Source organism: Betaproteobacteria bacterium, assembly GCA_016713305.1.
GTDB lineage: Bacteria > Pseudomonadota > Gammaproteobacteria > Burkholderiales.
On sequence record JADJPK010000008.1, the window covers coordinates 57,565 to 78,664 of the forward strand.

Sequence of the window (21,100 nt, forward strand, 5' to 3'; positions counted from 1 at the left end):
CGGCGAGCCCCCTCACGCGGTGCCGGCACGATGCGGACGTCCCGACGGAAATCCGGACGCGTTTCACTTGAGGAGCGAGGTGGCGATGGACGGATCCATCGTGTCTTCCGTCTTCGGGATGGACTTGATCTCGCCCTTGGCCTTGAGGATCTTCGAGATGACCGCGCCGCTCACGTACAGCGATGTGGTCTCGGTGCTCTTGTTGAAGACCTTGGGGAACTCCTGGAGCGTCGGGTTGTACACGCCGCTCATCTGCTCCATGACCTCCTTCTCCGAGACGCCCATGACCTTGCCGATGAGCTTGGCCGCCTCGGCCGGATTCTTCTTCATGTAGTCGAGCCCGTCGATGTAGCCCTGGATCAGTGCCTTCACGACCGCCGGGTTCTTCTTGATGTATTCCGCCTTGAAGATCAGCACGTCCGTGATGAGGCCCGGCGCATCCTTCGAGGAGAACACGACGTGGAACTTCTTGCCCCCGTCCATCGCCACGATCTCGGACACGCTCGGCTCGTAGGTGACGCCGATCTTGACCCCGCCCGATGCCATCCCGGCGGGCACGCCTTCGGGGGGCATGTTCACCGGCATGACGTCCTTCTCGGACAGCTTGTTCGTCTGCAGCGCGTAGGAGAGCAGGAAGTCCGACGGTGACAGCGGATTGAAGGCGATCTTCTGACCCTTGAACTGCGCGATGGACGTGATGTCCTTCGTGGCCACGATCGCGTCGCCGCCGTTCGAGTAGTCGATCGGCATCACGACCTTCATGGTGGAACCCTTGGCGACCGAGCTGATCACCTGGTCGTACGTGACCATGCCGCCATCCACCGATCCGCCCGTCACCGCGGGTGGAATCAGTGCGGGATCGTTGAAGACCTGCATCGTCACCTTCACTCCGGACTTCTTGAAGAGATCCAGCTGATCGGCGACGTAGAACGGACCGTATCCGATCCAGATGACGGTGCCGATCTTGATGGGGGACGCGGCCAGCGCGGCGGCGGTGAACAGCGTGCCGGCAATGCCGGCGGCGAGTGCGCCGGCGCGGCGCAGGACATGGGAAAGACGATGCGACATGAGCGGCTCCTGGTTTCCGGATCGGGAAAAATGGGGAGCCGTCTCGCTCTCCCGGGCTTTTCTCCCTCCGTGGAGCCTTGCGCCGCAAGGCCGGAACGCTCTCGGACCAGACGTCTTCCGTATCGAAGACCGGAACCCTAGCTTTCCTAGACGAAGTCGCGCAGGCATTCCGCGAGACCGCTCACCGTCTGCTGTCGTGTTTTGCAAGGGCGGTGCCATCTCCCCCAGGCAGTGTGACGGACCGTGCGGACTAAAGAAATCATGGGGTTGCGCGCCGTTCCCCATCGGGCCGCGTTCGTCTGGGCGCACCGATCGAGAGCGTCCCGGCCCGGCGCCGCGCGATCGTGGTGCCTCGAGACGGCGCGGAGAAGACCGCTTCTCCGTTGCAATGCAGCATCAGGATTTCTCAAGATCGTCATGAACGCGGCGTAAACGATTGACGTCCCGGGCAATTCAGGAATGGCTATGATCATGGCCATGCGGTCCGGACGAAGGGAGGGTGTCGTCATGGAAGCGATCGGGCAGATGAAGGTCGAGAACGCTCCGGGGGAATTGCGTCTCCGGGATTCCGCAACGGGCTTGCCGACGCCGGACCTGTTCATGGACAGGGTCGGCCAGGCCATCCTTGCCCAGGGGCGGGGCAGCGTACCTCTGTCCGTCGCCGTGCTGGACATGGAGACGGACGAGGGTGGAGCGGCTCAAGGCCGGCCATGCGATGCCGACGCCATCGCCAGGCAGTTCGCCGGACGGCTCGTTCATCTCGCGCGGCGCTCCGACTCGGTATGCCGGCTGGGCCCGCGAACCTTCGCGTGTCTGCTTCTGGGCACTGCCACGGCAGAAGGTACGGCGGCCTTTGCCGAGAAGCTCATATCGGCCCTGCGTGCCCCGCTTCTTGTCGATGGCGTTCGTGTACCCGCCGGCGTGACGATCGGCGTGGCGATTCATCCGCAACACGGAGGCGATGGTCCTGCCCTGCTGCGCAATGCGCAGCGGGCCCTCGGCACTGCCAGGCATTCCCGGCGCGGCTTCGAGATCGGACTGCACGACAGTGCGGATGCGCAGACCGAACGCGCGCCCGTGGTCTCCGCCTCCCATATCCGCGACGCGCTGTCGCGCAACGAACTGCATGTCCAGTTCCAGCCCAAGGTGGATCTCAGAACGCGCGCGGTGGTCGGCGTCGAGGCGCTGGCACGCTGGCAGAGCCCCGGCTTCGGGCTGATGCTGCCCGGCCAGTTCATTCCCGCGGCCGAACGTCTGTCGGTCATTTCGCCCGTCACCTTCGCGATCCTGGACATGGCCCTGGATCAGGCCAGGCAGTGGGCTTCGCGCGGACTCGAACTCCCTGTGTCGGTGAACCTCTCCAGCCGCATGTTCGAAGACGAGCGCCTGGTCGAGAGGATCGCGGCTGCCCTGGACAGCCGGGCCATGGACCCGAAACTGCTGACGCTGGAGATCACCGAAGCCGCGTTGTGCGGCGAGCCGGCGCGCGTGCGGGAACAACTGCACCGGTTCATGCGGGCGGGCATCGGGGTGTCCATCGACGACTTCGGCACCGGCCGGGCCTCGCTGCAATCGCTGCGCGATCTGGAAATCGCCGAGATCAAGATCGACCGCCTGTTCGTGTCGCGCCTGGAGCGAAGCGGCCGCGACGCTTCCATCGTCCAGTCCATCGTGTCGCTGGCAAAGGGGCTCGACGCCCGTGTCGTGGCCGAAGGCATCGAGGAACGCAGTGCCTGGAGCGTGCTCCAGGCATTGGGGTGCCAGTACGGCCAGGGCTACGACATCGCACGTCCCATGACCGCGCCGGTACTCGAGGAGTGGATGGAGGGCTGGAAGCGCATGGCCTCGGCCGCCCTCAGCACTTCACCGGAAATGCACTACGCCTGATCCTGCGCCGTCCGGCGCGTGCGACGCACCGCGCCGGCACCGGACTTGTGCGCATCCGCACCGAAGCGGTGCCGAGGGTCGGGGGCCATGCGCGCGGGGTGAGCCTTTCGCCCGCTCGAAAGCACGCCGCCGCCCCTCAACCAAAACAATGTCTTGTGATCGCTGCGGCCCGTGGTGGCGGCAGAGTGGGGCCGTGGCACGCCCGTTGCGATCCAGGAAGCCAGAGAGGAGCGGACACCACGACGCTCTTGTCGTTGTCGGCTAGGGTTCCGGGCGCGCAGCGCTGACTGGTCCGAGAGCCGACGGTCCCGTGCAGGACGCGGGGCTCCACGGAGGGACAAAAGCCCGGGAGGCCGAGTGGTTCGCAGGTCCTCTCGCCTTTGCCAATCCGTCTGGAGAACGCGATGCGTCCCTTCCGCCACATCCGCCGGCTGCTCGGTGCAGCCCTTGTCACCGTCTGCGCGTATGCGCCCGTCAGCGCTCTTGCCGAAGTGAAGGTCGGCTACAGCGACTGGCCCGGCTGGGTCGCCTGGGCCATCGCCGAACAGAAGGGCTTCTTCAAGAAGCACGGCGCGAATGTGAAGCTCGTCTGGTTCGCGAACTACAGCGATTCCATCGCCGCCCTGTCGTCGGGACAGGTCGATGCGAACTGTCAGACGTGGTCCGACACCATGGCGCCGATCGCCAAGGGCGTGCCGTTGAAGGCCGTGCTGGTCAACGACAACTCGGCCGGCAACGATGCCGTGATGGCCGGCACCAAGTTCAAGAGCCTCAAGGACCTCAAGGGCAAGACCATCGCGCTGGAGGAATTCAGCGTCTCGCACTTCCTGCTCGCGACCGGGTTGACCAAGGCCGGCATGAAGCCCGCGGACGTGAAGATCGTGAACCTCTCCGCCGGGGATGCCGCCGCCGCCTTCTTGAGCGGGCGCGTGGATGCCGCCACGGTGTGGAACCCCTGGGTCAACAAGATCGAACTGTCGGGCAAGGGCAAGGCGCTGTTCACGTCCAAGGAGATTCCCGGGCTGGTGCCGGATCTGCTGGTCGTGCAGGAAAAGTCGCTCGCCGCCAATCGCAAGGATTTCGTCGGCATGGTGAAGGCCTGGTACGACGTGGAGAAGTTCATCCGCGAGAACCCCGACGAGGCGGTGAAGATCATGTCGAAGATCGTCGGTCTCACGCCCGAGGAGTACAAGGTGTTCCTGCCCGGCACCCGCTTCTTCGGTCCCAAGGAAAACCTCGAGGCGTTCGGTACGGACACGTCCACCTCCAGGACGCTGCTGGGCGCGGCTCCGACCATCGTCAAGTTCCTCGAAGACAACAAGCTCATCGAAGGCAAACCGGAGTTCGCCAAGGCGCTCGACGGTTCTCTGGTCAAGGAAGTCGCAGGCAAGTAGCCGGAGGAATCGAGATGTCCAGAGCAGCTTCGGCCGCGAAGCCCGGCTTGTGGTCGATACGCGGGCCGATGACGCAGCGGCGCTATTGGGTGTTCGCGTCCGTCGGCCTCATCGCTCCGTTGCTCGTCTGGTGGCTGGTGGCGACGTCCGGCATGGTCGAGAAGGTGTTCATGCCGGCGCCGGGGTCGGTGTGGTCCCGCACCTTGCTGTGGCTCGACGAGGACCATCTGCTGGGCGACATGGCGATCAGCATCTACCGCGTCACGGCCGGCTGGGGGCTGTCCGCCGTCATCGCGCTGCCGCTCGGCCTGATGATCGGCACCTTCCGGCCCGTTCAGGCGCTGCTGGAACCGCTCACCGATTTCATCCGCTACATGCCGGCCGTCGCGTTCATTCCTCTGGTCATGCTGTGGGTGGGGATCGACGAAGGATCGAAGATCGCCATCATCTTCATCGGGACGTTCTTCCAGATGGTGCTTATGGTGGCGGAAGACGTCCGGCGCGTCCCCACGGCGCAGATCGAAGCGGCGCAGACGATGGGCGCCACGCGCTCGGAGATCATCCAGCTCGTGCTGCTTCCGTCGGCCAAGCCGGCGCTGCTCGACACGATGCGCGTGACCATGGGGTGGGCCTGGACCTATCTCGTGGTGGCCGAGCTGGTGGCGGCCAACTCCGGGCTGGGCTACGCGATCCTGAAGGCGCAGCGCTTCCTGCAGACCGACAAGATCTTCGCCGGCATCATCCTCATCGGCCTCATCGGGCTCGTCATCGATCAACTGTTTCGCTTCTGCCATCGCAAGGCGTTCCCATGGATGCATCTCAAGTCGTGAGCATCACTCCCAAGATTCGCATCCGCGGTCTGGGCAAGGTGTTCGAGGGGGCGCAGAAGGTCGTGGCGCTCGACAACGTGGATCTCGACGTGCAGGACAACGAGTTCGTCACGCTCGTCGGCGCCTCGGGCTGCGGCAAGTCGACGCTGCTGCGGATCATCGGCGGACTGGAGTACCACACGAGCGGCGACATCGTCGCGGGCGGCAAGAAGGTGAGCGGTCCGGGCGCGGACAGGGCCATGGTGTTCCAGCACTACAGCCTGTATCCCTGGCTCGACGTGATGGACAACATCCGCTTCACCCGCCGGCTCAAGGTGAACCGGGAGAACCTCACGTCCGCCGACGTGGAGCGCGCGAGCGGGCGCGCGGACGCGCTGCTCAATCTCGTCGGTCTGTCGTCCATGGCGCACGCCTATCCGAGCCAGCTCTCCGGCGGCATGCAGCAGCGGGTCGCCATCGCGCGCGCCCTGATGCCCAAGCCGGAGATCCTGCTCATGGACGAGCCCTTCGGGGCGCTCGATGCGCAGACGCGCGAGGTGATGCACGACCTCATCCTGCACGTGTTCAAGCTGGAGAAGGCGACCATCGTCTTCGTGACCCACGACGTGGAGGAGGCGATCTATCTCGGGCAGCGGATCGTCCTGCTGGCGCCGCGCCCGGGCCGCATCGACACCATCTACAAGGTGCCCTTCACCGGACCGCGGCACCAGGAACTCAAGCACACGCGCGAGTTCCTCGACATGAAGCGGGAGATTCTCGAGCGCATCCGCGAGACCTCGGGGATGAAGACCGACACCGACCTGCTGGATCAGATGTCCGCGGGCTGAGAGCCGCGGCGTATCGCACCACATGGAGAGCTGAAGTGAAAGCCGAAGATCTGCCCGGCGTCGAAGCGCTGAGGGCAAAGCTGGCCGAACAGGGCGTGAAGTATGCGTTGGCGAGCTTCGCCGACATCCACGGCGTATCCAAGACCAAGATCGTCCCGCTGAACCATCTCGGCCAGATGATGCGGGGATCGGAGCTGTTCACGGGCGCGGCGCTGGACGGCGTGCCGCAGGAAGTGAGCGATGAGGAAGTCGCGGCGCACCCCGACGCGGGCTCGTGCACGATCCTCCCCTGGAACCGGGAGATCGCCTGGTTCGCTTCCGATCTGTGGCTGCAGGGAGCGCCGTTCGAGGCATGCTCGCGCGGCATCCTCAAGCGCCAGCTCGCGGAGTGCGCGAAGCTCGGCTACCGGTTCAACATGGGCATCGAGACCGAGTTCTTCGTGCTGAAGGAAGGACCGGATGGCAAGCCGGTGCCGGTGAGCGAGCGCGACGTGCTGGACAAGCCCTGCTACGACCTGCGCGGCTTTCTGGACAACTATTCGTTCCTGGACGAACTCGTGCAGGCCATGAACGACATGGGGTGGGACGTCTACTCGTTCGACCACGAGGATGCGAACGGGCAGTTCGAGACGGACTTCATGTACAGCGATGCGCTCACCATGGCGGACCGCTACACGTTCTTCCGCATGATGGTGAGCGAGCTTGCCCATCGGCGCGGCTGGTTCGCGACCTTCATGCCCAAGCCGTTCCGAAATCGTACCGGCTCGGGGGCGCACTACAACATGTCGCTGGCGACCCCCGACGGCAGCCGCAACCTCTTCGAGGATCCGCAGGACCCGCGCGGCTGCGGCCTGTCGACGCTGGGATATCAATTCATCGCGGGCATCCTCCGCCACGCCCCGGCGATCTGCGCGGTGATCGCGCCGACGGTGAACAGCTACAAGCGGCTGGTGAAGCAGGGAAGCATGTCCGGATTCACCTGGGCGCCCGTGTTCGTCTGCTACGGCAACAACAACCGGACGAACATGCTGCGCATTCCCCTGGGCGGCGGCCGCGTCGAGTGCCGCGCCGCGGACATCTCGTCGAATCTCTATCTGGGCGCGGCCATGGTGCTGGCGGCCGGGCTCGAAGGTATCCGCGAGGGTCTGGATCCCGGCGAGCCCAACGTCGAGAACATGTATCTCAAATCGGATGCGGAACTGCGCGAGCGGGGCATCACGTGGCTGCCGCGGACACTGGACGAGGCCGTGGACGCGTTCGAGGCGGATCCGCTGTCGAAGGCGGTCATGGGCGAGCGGATGTTCCGGACGTACGCGGACTTCAAGCGGAGGGAATGGATCGACTACCACACCGAAGTATCGGAGTGGGAACTGAAGAGGTACATGAAGCTGTTCTAGGGGTGGGGCCCCGGACTCCAGGCCCTGGTCCCTGGGCACGGGGGAACCCACCCCCATCCTGTCCTTCCGATCCACCCCAGAAAGTCTCTGACTTTCCGGGGGCCCCGGACTGAAGGGGAAGGGACCTGCTGCGGGCGAAGTGAGGGGTGATCCGGGAGGCGCGAAGCGCGGGCAACTCCTCTTGCCGCCGGGTCGGGGCCCCTCGAAAGCCGCGAGACGTCATGGGGTGGAACAGAGGGGCGGGGGTGAGGGTGGGCAGTCCGGGATGCGCGCAGCGCAGGCAACTCCCCTCTCCTTCGGGCCGGGGCCCCCGGAAAGTCGCAGACTTTCTGGGGTGGCGTAGAGGGGCGGGGGTGAGGATGGGCAGTCCGAGACGCGCGCAGCGCAGGTAACTCCCCTCTCCTTCGGCGGGGCCCCCGGAAAGTCGTGAGACTTTCTGGGGTGGCGTAGAGGGGCGGGGGTGAGGGTGGGGTTCAAACAACCGCACAAAGCGATACATCACGGAGCATCGATCATGTCGAACACAACGAATCCACCTGCGGGCGAGATCCTCTGGGAAGAAACGGTGCCGGGTGGTTGCCATTGGTCCGGGGTCGTGCGCCGCGGCGTCGCGCTGCGGCTCACCGACGCGGACGGCGGCGCCAACTGCGCCATGCTGCTTTTCAATCACGAGGAGCGGTTCGAGCGCTACAACATGCCGGACACGCTCAAGGCGCAGCACACCGCCTTCCTGACAAAGGGCAACGCCCTGTTCACCGATATGGGCCGGGTGATCGGTTCCGTGATCGAGGACACCTGCGGCTGGCACGACACCGTCTGCGGCGTGATGGACGATGCGACGCTCGATGCGCGCTACGGCCGCCGGCGCTATCAGGAATTCCGCAACGACATGACGCGCAGCGGGCGCGAAGGGCTGCTGAAGGAACTCGCGCGGCAGGGACTCGGAAAGCGGGATCTTCATGCCAACCTCAACTGGTTCAGCAAGGTCACCGCGGATGCCGATGGCGGCCTGCACTTCGACCGTGCGCATCGGGCGCCCGGACAGTTCGTCGACCTGCGTCTCGACATGCACGCGCTGGTCGTGCTTTCGACTTGCCCGCACCCGCTCGACGATGCGGCCGGATGGGCGCCCAAGCCGCTGAAGATCACGGCGTGGCGTTGCGGTCTGGCCGGTGCCGCTGACGTGTGCCGCCGCCACAGGGCCGAGAACGGCCGGGCCTTTGCCAACACGGAGCGCTACTTCGCCCAGTGAAATTTCGCGCGGGCCGCGCACGCGGCAGCGCGCCTGCGGCCCGCGATGCGAGCCACCGACACGGAGAATCGAAGAACATGCTGACCGAAAGCACGCTGAACCCGGCCAAGGCCGTGATCGACGAGATCTGCCCCGCGGGCGAGCCCTGGATGAAAGTCATCCGCCAGGGTCAGGTCTTCCGCATCCTGGATCTCGAAGGCAACCAGGCCGTGGACACGCTCTTCTACAGCGCGGCGGATCGCGAGGAGCGATACAGCGCGGTGGACACGATCCAGCGCAACCGCAATCTGTACCTCACGGTGGGAACCACGCTCTATTCCACCGAAGGCAACGCGATGCTCACGATCGTCGCGGACACCTGCGGCCGGCACGACACGCTGGGAGGCGCCTGCGCACAGGAGAGCAACACCGTGCGTTACGCGCTGGAGAAGCGCTTCATGCACGCGTGCCGGGACAACTTCATGCAGGCCATCACGCATCACCACGAGCACGGTCTCGAGAAACGCGACATCACACACAACATCAACTTCTTCATGAACGTGCCCGTCACGCCCACCGGCGGACTCACGTTCGAGGACGGCATCTCCGCGCCCGGCAAGTACGTGGAGATGCGCGCTGAGATGGACGTCATCGTCCTCATCTCCAACTGTCCGCAGCTCAACAATCCCTGCAACGCCTACAACCCGACGCCTGTGCGCTTGCTGGTGTGGGACGGCGCGACGGCGTGATCGTCCGCCGTCGGTCGCGGGTGCCAGGTACACCCGCACGTCGAAACGTCAATACGGGATAGGGCAGGTCATCGATTCATGTTCAAGAAAGTCCTGATTGCCAACCGCGGCGCCATCGCGTGCCGCGTGATCCGGACCCTGCGCAGGATGGGCGTCGGGTCGGTCGCGATCCACTCGGAAGCCGACACGGCTTCGCTGCACGTCTCGCAGGCCGACGAAGCGGTGTGCGTGGGAGCGCCGCCTGCCGCTCAGAGCTATCTGCGCGTCGAGCGGATCCTCGAAGCGGCACGCGAGAGCGGTGCCGAAGCGATTCATCCCGGTTACGGCTTCCTGTCCGAGAACGCCGACTTCGCACAGGCCTGCCGCGATGCCGGCATCGCGTTCATCGGGCCCACACCGGAGCAGATGCGCGCGTTCGGACTGAAGCACACGGCACGGGAACTCGCCGAGCGTGCCGGCGTTCCGCTGCTTCCGGGTTCGGGCCTGCTGGCCGACATCGGCCATGCCCGCGCCGAAGCCGCCCGCATCGGTTACCCGGTGATGCTGAAGAGCACCGGGGGCGGGGGCGGGATCGGCATGCGGCTCGTGTGGAGCGAGCAGGATCTCGCGGAGGCCTTCGAGGCCGTCGGGCGTCTGGCGCGTGCGAACTTCAAGGATGGCGGGATGTTCCTGGAGAAGTTCGTGGCGGAAGCGCGCCACATCGAAGTCCAGATCTTCGGCGATGGCCGGGGGCACGTGGTCGCCCTGGGCGAACGCGACTGCTCCGCGCAGCGCCGCAACCAGAAGGTCATCGAGGAAACGCCCGCACCCGGGTTGGCGCCGGCGACCCGAAAGCGCCTTCTCCAGACGGCCGTCCGACTCGGCGAAGCGGTGGGATACCAGTCGGCCGGCACCGTAGAGTTCGTGCTCGATGCGCAGACGGGCCAGTTCTACTTCCTCGAGGTGAACACGCGCCTGCAGGTGGAACACGGCGTCACGGAGGAAGTCACGGGCGTCGATCTGGTGGAATGGATGGTCCGGCAGGCGGCAGGGGATCTCGATCTCGCCGGCTTTGCCGCAAGGCCGCGAGGGGCGTCCATACAGGTGCGTGTCTACGCCGAGGATCCGGCCAAGAACTTCCAGCCATCGAGCGGCGTGCTGACCGCGGCGGAGTTTCCCTCCGATGCCCGCGTCGAGACTTGGGTCCAGCGCGGGATGGAAGTCCCTCCCTATTACGACCCGATGATCGCCAAGATCATCGTGCGCGGTCGGGATCGCGCGGCGGCCATCGCCACGCTGCGGGACGTGCTGTCGCGCACGAGCGTCGGCGGCATCGAGTGCAACCTCGAATACCTGCGGCAGGTGGTCGCCGAACCGGTGTTCACCGAAGGCCGCGTCACCACGCGCCATCTCGCAGGTTTCGACTACAGGCCCGCGACCATCGACGTGCTGGAGCCGGGAGTCCAGACCACGGTCCAGGACTGGCCGGGTCGCGTGGGGTATTGGGCCATAGGCGTTCCGCCGTCGGGCCCCATGGACAGTCTCGCGCTGCGGCTCGCGAACCGTTTGCTGGGCAATGACGAGAATGCGGCGGGCCTCGAATGCACGGCCAGCGGACCGACGCTTAGGTTCAACTGTGCGACCACCCTCGTGCTCGCGGGTGCCGCCATGACGGCGGAACTGGATGGCAAGCCGCTTTCGTTCTGGCGCACGCATCGGGTCGAGGCAGGAAGCGTTCTGCGGCTCGGACGCATCGCCGGCCCGGGGCTCCGGACCTACCTGGGCGTGGCGGGCGGCATCGCCGTTCCGCAGTACCTGGGGTCGCGCTCCACGTTCACGCTCGGGCAGTTCGGTGGTCACGCGGGCCGCACCTTGCGCGCCGGCGATGTCCTTCCATTGGACGCCAAGGCGATACGGCCGCGCGATGCCGTCCTGCGTGACGATCTGATACCCCGCTACGAGGAATGCTGGGAGATCGGCGTGCTGTACGGTCCGCACGGAGCGCCCGACTTCTTCACGGACAGGGACGTGGAGACGTTCTTCGAAACCGACTGGGAGGTGCACTACAACTCCAGCCGCACGGGCGTGCGACTCATCGGACCCAAACCGCAGTGGGCGCGCAGCGATGGCGGCGAAGCGGGGCTGCACCCGTCCAACATCCACGACAACGCGTACGCCATCGGCGCCATCGATTTCACCGGGGACATGCCGGTGATCCTCGGGCCCGACGGTCCGAGCCTCGGGGGCTTCGTCTGCCCGGCCGTGATCGCGGATACGGAACTCTGGAAGACCGGCCAGCTGAAGCCTGGCGACCGCGTGCGTTTCGTCCGCGTGGACCAGGCCTGGGCGACCGGTCAGAGCGCCATCGCTGCAAGCACGTTGAAGACCCTTCGCCGGCCGGCGCGCATTCCTGCGGCGCGCCCGGACCGGTTCTCCGCGCCGATTCTGGGCCGGCTCGCCGCCGAGGGCGCGCGACCCGACGTCGTCTACCGGCAATCGGGCGATCGCTGGCTGCTGGTGGAGTACGGCGAACTCAAGCTGGATCTGAATCTGCGCTTCCGCGTCCACGCGCTCATGACGTGGCTGGAGGCGCGGCGGGTTGCCGGCATCGTCGACCTCACGCCGGGCATCCGTTCGCTGCAGGTTCATTTCGACGACCGCACGCTGCCGCTCGAGCGGCTGCTGCGTCTGCTCGAGGAAGCCGAGCGGGAGTTGCCGGCCGTGGAGGACATGGTGGTGCCCACGCGCACGGTGCATCTGCCGCTGTCGTGGGACGACTCCGCGACGCGCCTCGCCATCGAGAAGTACGTGCAGTCGGTGCGCAAGGATGCGCCCTGGTGCCCCAGCAACATCGAATTCATCCGGCGCATCAACGGGCTCGACAGCATCGAGGACGTGAAGCGCATCGTGTTCGACGCGTCGTATCTGGTGATGGGTCTGGGCGACGTCTATCTCGGCGCACCGGTGGCCACGCCGGTGGACCCGCGTCACCGGCTCGTGACGACGAAGTACAACCCGGCGCGCACGTGGACCCCGGAGAACGCCGTGGGCATCGGCGGCGCCTACCTATGCGTGTACGGGATGGAGGGTCCGGGGGGATACCAGTTCGTGGGGCGCACGGTGCAGATGTGGAACCGGTACCGGCAGACCACGGACTTTCGCGATGGCAAGCCTTGGCTGCTGCGCTTCTTCGACCAGATCCGCTTCCATCCGGTGAGCGAACGCGAGCTGCTGCGCATGCGGGAGGACTTTCCGCTCGGGCGCTACCGTCTGCAGGTCGAGGAGGGCGAGTTCCGCCTGGGCGAATACAACCGCTTCCTGGCGGAAAACGCCGCGTCCATCACCGCCTTCAAGGAGCGGCAGCAGGCGTCTTTCGAGGCCGAGCGCGAGCGCTGGCGTGCGAGCGGACAGTCCGAGATTGCCACGGACGTCCAGGTGGCGCAGGCGGCGGCGGACAGCGAACTCGACCTGCCGCCGAACGGCCGCGCGATCGCGACGCACGTGGCGGGCAACGTGTGGCGCGTGCCGGTGCAGGAAGGGCAGCGCGTGGCGGCGGGCGACACGATCGTGATCGTGGAGTCCATGAAGATGGAGATCCCCGTGCAGGCGCCCGCGAACGGCACGGTGGTCCGCCTGTTCTGCCGGGAAGGCGGACAGGTGTCGGCGGGACAGGATCTCGCCGTACTGGTGGAAGACTGAACGACAAGGAAGGAACCATGGCAAAGGGCATCGACCTTAGCATCGCCGCGCTCTCCGAGCGCTATCGCAGCGGCGGCTTCACTCCGGTGGATCTCGTGGAGGCGCTGATCCCCCGGCTCCATGCCGAAGACGCTCACCGGGTCTGGATACACCGTCTTCCGGAATCCCGGCTCCGCGCCTACGCGCAGACGCTCGCGGGCAAGGATCCTTCTTCGCTGCCCCTGTACGGCATTCCGTTCGCCATCAAGGACAACATCGATCTGGAAGGAACGCCGACCACGGCGGCGTGTCCGGCCTTCGCGTACACCCCGTCAGGCAGCGCGACGGTCGTGCAGCGGCTGATCGCTGCCGGCGCCCTTCCGCTGGGCAAGACCAACCTCGATCAGTTCGCCACGGGGCTCGTGGGCACGCGCTCCCCGTATGGCGCCTGCCGCAACGCGTTCGATCCGGCGTATGTGTCCGGAGGGTCCAGCGCCGGTTCGGCGGTGGCCGTGGCCATGGGCCTCGCGAGCTTCAGCCTCGGCACCGACACGGCGGGGTCCGGACGCGTTCCGGCGGCATTCAACAATCTCATCGGCCACAAGCCCACGCGCGGGCTGCTGTCCGCACAGGGCGTGGTGCCGGCCTGCAGATCGCTCGACACGGTCTCGGTGTTCGCGCTCACGGCGGCCGATGCGTCTCGCGTGATGGCGGTCGCGGCGGCGTTCGACGAGGCGGACCCCTTCTCGCGGCCCGCCGGACCCGGCGGGTTCCCGCTCGCCGCCGGATTCCGCTTCGGCGTACCGGACGCCGGGGCGCTGCAATTCTTCGGCAATGCCCAGTACGAGCATCTGTTCGGGGAGGCGGTTCGCACGCTGGAGGCGCTCGGCGGTGTCGCGGCAGAGGTGGACATCCGCCCCATGCTGGAGACGGCCCGCCTGCTGTACGAGGGGCCCTGGGTGGCGGAACGCTACGCGGCGATCCGCGCGTTTTTCGACTCCAACGAGTCGGAACTGCACGATGTCACGCGACAGATCGTGGGCAAGAGCCGCGATTGGCGGGCGGCGGATGCCTACGACGCCTTGTACCGCCTGATGATCTTGAAGCGCACGGCCGACAAGGTGTGGGATGGCGTGGACGTGATCGTGACGCCGACGGCCGGCTCCCACTACCGGATCGACGAGGTGGAGGCGGATCCGATCCGGCTCAACTCGAACCTCGGCTACTACACGAATTTCATGAACCTGCTCGACTACTCGGCCACGGCCGTGCCGGCAGGTTTCACCCCCACGGGCATGCCATTCGGCGTGACGCTGTTTGCACCGGCATTCAGGGACGACGCCCTGCTGGGCCTTGCGGGACGGCTGCAGGCCGCGAAGGTCGAGACGGGCGGTGCGACCGGCCATGCACTTGCTCGCGACGCGGCGGCCGTGCCTCGAATCGCCGACAGCGGCCTGGTGCGCGTGGCCGTGTGCGGGGCACACATGTCCGGGCTGCCGCTCAACCCCCAACTCACGTCGCGCGGCGGAAAGCTCGAAGCCGTGGTCCGCAGCGCGCCCTGCTACCGGTTCTATGCGCTGCCGGGCGGGCCCCCGAAGCGGCCGGGCATGGTGCGTGTCGCGCAAGGCGGCGGAAGCGTCGAGATGGAGATCTGGTCGTTGCCTGCCACCGCGTTCGGCAGTTTCGTGACCGGCATTCCGTCACCCCTGGGCATCGGCACGGTGCAGCTGGAGAACGGCGGTTCCGTGCACGGGTTCGTGTGCGAGGCGGTGGCGGCGGAGGGCGCGGAGGACATCACCCATCTGGGGAGCTGGCGGGCTTTCGTGAATCGCGCATCCTGACGGGTCGAACCCCGGGGCCGATGCCGTACGATTCGGCCCCATGGAAAACCCAACGGCGCGGCGGCAGGACCACTGGACGGGCAGGCTCGGCTTCATCCTGGCCACCATAGGATCGGCCGTCGGCCTGGGCAGCATCTGGAAGTTTCCCTACGAGGTCGGCGCCAACGGCGGCAGCTCGTTTGTCCTGTTGTATCTCCTCGGACTGGTGCTGATCGTCGTGCCCCTCATGTTCGCCGAGTTTGCGCTCGGGCGCCGCGGCCAGGGGGATCCCGCGACCGCGTTGAGTGTGCTTGCTGCGCGGCACCGCGCCAGCCGCCGGTGGACGTGGATCGGTGTGGTCGGCGTGGCCACCGGCTTTCTGGTGCTGAGCTTCTACGCGGTGATCGGCGGGTGGACACTCGGCTACGCGCTGCAGACCGCGGTGCAGGGCCTGCCGGGCACCGAACCACAACGGGTGGCGCAGCGCTTCGACGAGTTTCTCGCCTCGCCGCTTTCTCTCATCGCCTATCAGGCCGTGTTTCTGGCGCTGACGGCGGCCATCGTGGCGCGGGGCGTCGTCCGCGGAATCGAGGCGGCGTCGAAAATCCTGATGCCGTTGCTGGCCGTGCTGATGATCTTCCTCGCCGGCTATTCGGTCGTGGAGGGCGACGTGGCGCGAACCGTCGACTTCCTGCTGCGCTTCGATCCCGCGGGTTTCAACGCGCGCAGCGCGCTGGATGCGCTCGGGCTCGGGTTCTTTTCCATCGGCGTCGGCATGGGGCTCATGATCACGTACGCGGCCTACGGTGGCCCCGAGGTCGATCTCCGGCAGGTGGCGGTCGTCTCGGTGCTCGGTGACACGGCCATCTCGTTTCTTGCCGGGCTCACCGTGTTTCCCATCGTGTTCGCCAACGGACTGGATCCGGCGGCCGGTCCCGGCCTCGTCTTCGTGACCCTTCCGCTCGCGTTCGCGCGCATGCCCTTCGGCACGCTCGTGGCGGTGGCCTTCTTCGTGCTGCTGCTGGTCGCCGCGCTCGCCTCCGCCATCTCGATGCTGGAACTGGTGGTGGCTCCGCTCGTGCGGCGTTTCGGCTGGACCCGCCCTCGCGCATGCCTTGCTGCATCGCTCGCTTGTTTCGTTGCGGGGCTGGCCACCGTCTTCTCGTTCAACGAGTGGGCGCAGTGGCATCCGCTGGGCATGGTGTCGGGGTTCGAGACCGCCACCGTCTATGACCTCGTGGACCACCTCACGTCGAACGTGATGCTGCCGCTCACGGGCCTCGCGATCTCGATCTTCGCCGGATGGGTTCTCCCCGCAAACGTTCTCGTCGACGAGCTCCGCCTGGGCGCCGCTGCCTCGCGGGTGCTCGTTTCGCTGCTGCGCTATGTCGTTCCGCCTGCCATCCTTCTGACGGCCCTCGCGCCTGTCTTCGTCTGATGTCCCTCACTTCGCGCGCGGCACTGAGCTGCCATCCCTCGACCCCGGAACCGGAGGTGGACTCCATCGAGGCCACCGTCTCCCTGCAGGACGACGGATCGCTCGCACTGGTTTACGTGCTATGCGGGCGGACCGATTCGCTGGACATCCCTCGGCTGAGGCCGCCGGTCTTCCGGGACGAGCTCTGGCGCCGCACCTGCTTCGAGGTCTTCCTCAAGCCCGATGCGGGACCCGCGTACCGGGAGTTCAATTTTTCGCCCTCCGGCGAATGGGCGGCCTACGGTTTCGACGATTACCGGGTCCGCAACGCATGGCGCCCGGACGGCGAAGCGGCCACCGTCTTCGAGCGGGACGGCGACCGTCTGTGGTTGACGGCGCGGTTGCCCCACGCGTTCTTCGCGAAGGCGGCCGGGAGCCCGCAGATGCGTATTGCGCTGTCCGCCGTGGTGCAGAATTCGGACGGCCGGCTGTCGTACTGGGCGTTGCGGCATCCTGCAGGCAAACCCGATTTCCATCATCCGCAGGCGTTCGCTGCCGTGGACGATGCCCTCATCTTCTCGAAGGAAGGAACCGGCACTTGAAGTTCGGAATCGATCGACTGCTCGACGATGCGGCGCTGCGCCGGCCGCTGGAAAACCGCCGTGTCGCGCTGCTCGCGCATCCGGCGTCCGTGACGGCGGACCTCACTCACTCGCTCGACGCGCTCGCCACGCTCCCGGGGTTGAACATCACCGCAGCCTTCGGCCCGCAGCACGGCCTGCGCGGCGACAAGCAGGACAACATGGTGGAATCGCCCGATTACGAAGATCCGGTCCACGGCGTGCCCGTGTTCAGCCTGTACGGGGAGGTGCGCAGGCCGACCGCGGCCATGCTGGACAGCTTCGACGTCATGCTGGTGGATCTGCAGGATCTCGGATGCCGGATCTACACGTTTGTCACCACGCTGCGCTATGTGCTCGAGGCCGCCGCGGCGACCGGCAAGAGCGTGTGGGTGCTCGATCGGCCCAACCCCGCCGGGCGGCCCGTCGAAGGGCTCCGTCTGCGGCCGGGCTGGGAGAGCTTCGTGGGCGCCGGTGCGATGCCGATGCGCCACGGACTCACGATGGGAGAACTCGGCCACTGGTTCGTCCGGACACTCGAGCTCGATGTGGATTACCGCGTCGTGACGATGGAAGGGTGGCAGCCGGAGGCCGCGCCCGGATTCGGCTGGCCGCTGGGCGGGCGCACGTGGGTGAATCCGAGCCCCAACGCGCCGAATCTCTCGATGGCGCGCTGCTATGCGGGCACCGTGATGCTCGAGGGAACGACGCTGTCGGAAGGGCGCGGAACGACACGGCCGCTGGAACTTTTCGGTGCTCCCGACGTGAACGCGCGCCAGTGGATCGGGCAGATCCGGAAACTGGGAAACGTGGCGGGCTGCCGGCTGCGCGAATACTGGTTCGAACCGACCTTCCACAAGCATGTGGGCAAGCTGTGTTCGGGCGTGCAGGTGCACGTGGAAGACGGCGCGTACGACCACGCGGCGTTTCGTCCCTGGAGGCTGCAGGCGATGGCGTTCAAGGCACTGCGGATGCTGCAGCCCGGCTATCCGCTGTGGCGGGACTTTCCGTACGAGTACGAGCGCGATCGCCTGGCCATCGATCTCATCAACGGCAGCGAACTCCTGCGCACGTGGGTCGACGATGCCGGGTCGACGCTCGCAGATCTCGATGCCGTCGCGTCTCCGGACGAGCGCAGTTGGGAGGAGGAGAGGATGAGCGTGCTGTTGTACTGACCGGCGAGCACGCGCGCCCCCGCGTTCCGCCCGCCTTCGCGCCGTAGCGCGGACGGCGCTTTCCGAGGGATGGGAATCCTCAGTTCTCCGCCCACATCCTCAGCAGGTTGTGATAGCAGGACGTGAGACGCACGACGGCATCCGTCTCTCCGTCCGCGGCGCGCAGTTCCATCACCGACATGTCGATGTCGAAGAGCAGGCGGCGCTGTTCCGGCGAGCGGATGAAGCTCTGCACCCAGAAGAACGACGCGACCCTTGCCCCGCGCGTGACGGGTTCGACCCGATGCACGCTCGAAGAGGGATACAGGATGAGGTCGCCGGCGGGCAGCTTCACCGTCTGCAGGCCGAAGGTGTCCTCGATCACGAGTTCGCCGCCGTCGTAGTCGTCCGGATCGGACAGGAACAGGGTGACGGACACGTCGGTGCGGACGTTCTCGCGCGTGACGGGGTTGGTCCGGACGGCGTTGTCCACGTGATTGCCGAAGAAGTTCGCCGCTCCCGTGTAACGATTGAAGAGAGGCGGGTAGATCGCCCTGGGGAGCGCGCCGGTGATGAACAGCGCGGAACGGTCCAGGGCGGCCAGAATGATCTCCCGGGCCGCCTTCGCCGCTTCCGATTCCTGCGGAAGCTGCTCGTTGTTCTTCACCTTCGCCGACTGCGTGCCCGCCGTGATCCGGCCATCGGACCATGGAGCTGTGTCGATGAGGGACCGGACGTGCGCGACGGCCTCGGCGGACAGGACTTCGGGAACGTGGAGCAGCATCCGGATCCCTCTCTCAGAACTTCACTTCGAACGTCACGCGTATGGCGCGCGCGATGCCCGGCACCGTGTGGCCCTGGTACACGCCTTCGTAGTACGACTGATCGAACACGTTGTAGAGGTTGGTGCGGACGGTGTACGACGGCTGCTCGTAGGCGACCATCGCATCCCAGCGGGCATAGTAGGGCAGCGAGTTGGTGTTGGTCGTGTTGGCGTAGCGCAGACCCGCGCCCTCGACGCCCCCGCCGAACCGCCAGTCGCCCCAGCGGTAGACGGTCCAGAGGTTGAACGTGTGGTTGGGCGTGTTGATGGGCACCTTGTTCAGCGTATTGGCCTGCTGGCCCGTGGCGGCGTCGATGTTGGCGGTCATGAAGGCGACGGCGCCGAACATCTGCCACTCGGGCGTGATGCGGCCGGCCAGTTCCAGTTCGACGCCGTCCGTATGCCGCTTGCCGGCCAGCAGGTTCTGCTCGACGGTCACGGCGAGGTCGGTGTTGCGCTCGTTGGTCTTCTCGGACCGGAATATCGCGGAGCGGACCGAAAGGTCGCCCTGAAGCAGTTCCCACTTCGCGCCGACCTCGACGTTGCGGTTCTTCTCGGGCGGGGTGTTCGCGCCGCGGTCGTCGAGCGCGTACAGCTCGCCGGACGGATTGAACGAGGTCCCGTACGACGCGTAGTACGACTCCCAGTCGGTCGGCTGATACAGCAGACCCACACGGTAGCTCCACACCTTGTCGGTCCGTGACAGCGGACCCGCGGGCGCGGGACGGTCGTAGTCGGCCGAGAAGTTGTCGTAGCGCGCGCCGATGACCGCCTTCCAGTTCGGGGCGAACTGGGCGACGTCCTGCGCGTAGATGCCGATGGTGTTGGCCTTGTACCAGACCTGTCCCGTCCGCGTGACAGGGTCGAAGTAGTTGGACGGCAGCGTGAGATAGGGATTCGGGCCGCCGACCGTGGTGGACGGGATCGCCACGGAGGATGCGTTGTTCCACCGCGTCGCGTCCTCGTGGACGAGTTCCACGCCGGCCAGGAGCAGGTGGTTCATGCCCAGTGCGTCGAACTTCGTCGTGAGGTCGGTCTGGCTCGTGAGCGTCTTCTCTTCGCCGCTGCGCCACTGCCGCTGCCGGTTGATCGTCGTGGCGTCGGTGAGGATCGTCGTGCCGCCTGCCAGCCGCGGCGCGACCGCGCGCAGGTCCCGCTTGTAGTCGGCATGCCTCAGGACGGTCCGGATATTCGTGTCGGCGCTGAAGCGATGGGTGTACGCCGCCGTGGCGATGCCCGTGTCGTTGCGCTCGTAGTCGACGTTCGCGAGACCGTAGAAGCGGTCCGTCGGCACCGGGATGGGTTTACCCTGGAAATAGGGAATGCCGAAGTCGGGAACGTTGTCCTCCCGCAGCTTGTAATAGGCGAGGTAGATCTCGTTCTGGGTGCCGGCACCCCACACGTACGCCGGGGCGACACCCCAGCGGTCCTGCGATACGCCGCTGCGGAAACTCTCTGCGTCCGTCTTCATCAGATTGAGCCGGAAGCCGCTCGTGTCGCTCAGACCCTTGTTGAGGTCTGCCAGGATCCGCTTGTAGCTGTACGTGCCCAGAGTGACGGACGCACTGTAGCGGTCGGTGGCGAGCGGCGTCTTGGTCACCTGGTTGATGATCCCTCCCGTGGAGCCGCGCCCGTAGATCATGGACGCGGAGCCGCGCAAGACCTCGATGCGCTCGAGATTGAACGTCTCGCGGTTGTATTGCGCGATGTCGCGCATCCCGTCCAGATACAGATCGCCCACCGCCGAGTAGCCGCGCAAGGTGATGTTGTCGCCGATGCGGCCGCCTTCGCCTGCGTTGAAGGTGAGTCCGGCCACGTTGCGAAGCGCTTCCTTCATCGTGTCGGCGCCACGTTCCTTCATCAGCTGGGACGTCACCGTGGTGAGCGACTGCGGAATGTCACGCGGTGCCAGCGGCACCTTGCCGACGGTGGTGGTGCCCGCCTGGTAGGTTTCGGTGACCGCCTTGCCGCGGACCTGGACCGTGGGGACCTTGAGGTCGGATTTCTGGTCCTTGTCTATCGCCGTCTGGGCCAGCGTCGGTCCGGACATGACAAGGGCGAGAAGCGCGCTCGTGCGCAGGCCGCCTCCGGCAGCTGTTCTGGATTGCATGGGTGGTGTTCCGCAGGGATTGGCTGGCGCGCGGCTGGCTGGTTGTTCGAAGGGTTCCGGGCGCGGGAACGTCGTGCCGTAGGCCGCAGCGAGGCTTCGCTCAAGCGGCGCACGAA

General features: G+C 66.4%; 15 protein-coding genes. 12 read left to right on the forward strand and 3 right to left on the reverse strand.

The annotated features are described in order from the left end of the window. Positions 1 to 63 precede the first annotated feature (63 nt). A complete protein-coding gene (locus IPK20_10380; GenBank protein ID MBK8017060.1) occupies positions 64 to 1,068 on the reverse strand; it encodes an ABC transporter substrate-binding protein in 1,005 nt (334 codons plus the stop codon). Positions 1,069 to 1,575: 507 nt separating this feature from the next. On the opposite strand from IPK20_10380, the gene IPK20_10385 reads away from it, so the two are divergent. From IPK20_10385 to IPK20_10440, 12 genes are all read left to right on the forward strand, one after another. Continuing rightward, positions 1,576 to 2,955: a bifunctional diguanylate cyclase/phosphodiesterase gene (locus tag IPK20_10385; protein MBK8017061.1), complete on the forward strand. Its 1,380-nt coding sequence runs from the start codon at positions 1,576 to 1,578 to the stop codon at positions 2,953 to 2,955. Between the two features lie 404 nt (positions 2,956 to 3,359). Next, entirely contained in the window at positions 3,360 to 4,349 is a 990-nt protein-coding gene (locus IPK20_10390; protein ID MBK8017062.1) for an ABC transporter substrate-binding protein, read from the forward strand. A 14-nt stretch (positions 4,350 to 4,363) separates the two neighbouring features. Further along, a complete protein-coding gene (locus IPK20_10395; GenBank protein MBK8017063.1) occupies positions 4,364 to 5,179 on the forward strand; it encodes an ABC transporter permease in 816 nt (271 codons plus the stop codon). After that, complete coding sequence (locus IPK20_10400) at positions 5,158 to 6,006, forward strand: ABC transporter ATP-binding protein (protein ID MBK8017064.1); 849 nt, start codon at positions 5,158 to 5,160, stop codon at positions 6,004 to 6,006. The genes IPK20_10395 and IPK20_10400 overlap by 22 nt, the downstream gene beginning before the upstream one ends. Before the next feature lie 35 nt (positions 6,007 to 6,041). Beyond that, positions 6,042 to 7,403 carry a type III glutamate--ammonia ligase gene (gene glnT, locus IPK20_10405; protein ID MBK8017065.1) on the forward strand — a complete coding sequence of 454 codons (1,362 nt, stop codon included), beginning with the start codon at positions 6,042 to 6,044 and terminating at the stop codon, positions 7,401 to 7,403. Between the two features lie 514 nt (positions 7,404 to 7,917). Then, on the forward strand, positions 7,918 to 8,655 hold the full coding sequence (locus IPK20_10410; protein ID MBK8017066.1) for an urea carboxylase-associated family protein: 738 nt from the start codon (positions 7,918 to 7,920) through the stop codon (positions 8,653 to 8,655). Between the two features lie 77 nt (positions 8,656 to 8,732). Then, positions 8,733 to 9,383, forward strand: coding sequence for an urea carboxylase-associated family protein (locus IPK20_10415; GenBank protein ID MBK8017067.1), 651 nt, complete (start codon positions 8,733 to 8,735; stop codon positions 9,381 to 9,383). A gap of 78 nt (positions 9,384 to 9,461) precedes the next feature. After that, positions 9,462 to 13,061: an urea carboxylase gene (gene uca / locus IPK20_10420; GenBank protein ID MBK8017068.1), complete on the forward strand. Its 3,600-nt coding sequence runs from the start codon at positions 9,462 to 9,464 to the stop codon at positions 13,059 to 13,061. A 17-nt stretch (positions 13,062 to 13,078) separates the two neighbouring features. Next, the gene (gene atzF / locus IPK20_10425; protein MBK8017069.1) at positions 13,079 to 14,881 is read left to right on the forward strand and encodes an allophanate hydrolase; all 1,803 of its coding nucleotides are present in this window, start codon (positions 13,079 to 13,081) and stop codon (positions 14,879 to 14,881) included. Positions 14,882 to 14,921: 40 nt separating this feature from the next. Next, positions 14,922 to 16,298: a sodium-dependent transporter gene (locus IPK20_10430; GenBank protein MBK8017070.1), complete on the forward strand. Its 1,377-nt coding sequence runs from the start codon at positions 14,922 to 14,924 to the stop codon at positions 16,296 to 16,298. After that, positions 16,298 to 16,879 carry a DOMON-like domain-containing protein gene (locus tag IPK20_10435; GenBank protein MBK8017071.1) on the forward strand — a complete coding sequence of 194 codons (582 nt, stop codon included), beginning with the start codon at positions 16,298 to 16,300 and terminating at the stop codon, positions 16,877 to 16,879. The genes IPK20_10430 and IPK20_10435 overlap by 1 nt, the downstream gene beginning before the upstream one ends. Beyond that, positions 16,876 to 18,072, forward strand: a complete 1,197-nt coding sequence (locus IPK20_10440; protein MBK8017072.1) for a DUF1343 domain-containing protein — start codon at positions 16,876 to 16,878, stop codon at positions 18,070 to 18,072. Before IPK20_10435 ends, IPK20_10440 begins: the two co-directional genes overlap by 4 nt. Positions 18,073 to 18,151: 79 nt before the next feature. On the opposite strand, the gene IPK20_10445 is transcribed toward IPK20_10440, so the two are convergent. Continuing rightward, complete coding sequence (locus tag IPK20_10445; protein ID MBK8017073.1) at positions 18,152 to 18,835, reverse strand: Fe2+-dependent dioxygenase; 684 nt, start codon at positions 18,833 to 18,835, stop codon at positions 18,152 to 18,154. 13 nt (positions 18,836 to 18,848) lie between these two features. Continuing rightward, complete coding sequence (locus tag IPK20_10450) at positions 18,849 to 20,924, reverse strand: TonB-dependent siderophore receptor (protein ID MBK8017074.1); 2,076 nt, start codon at positions 20,922 to 20,924, stop codon at positions 18,849 to 18,851. Between the last annotated feature and the right edge of the window lie 176 nt (positions 20,925 to 21,100).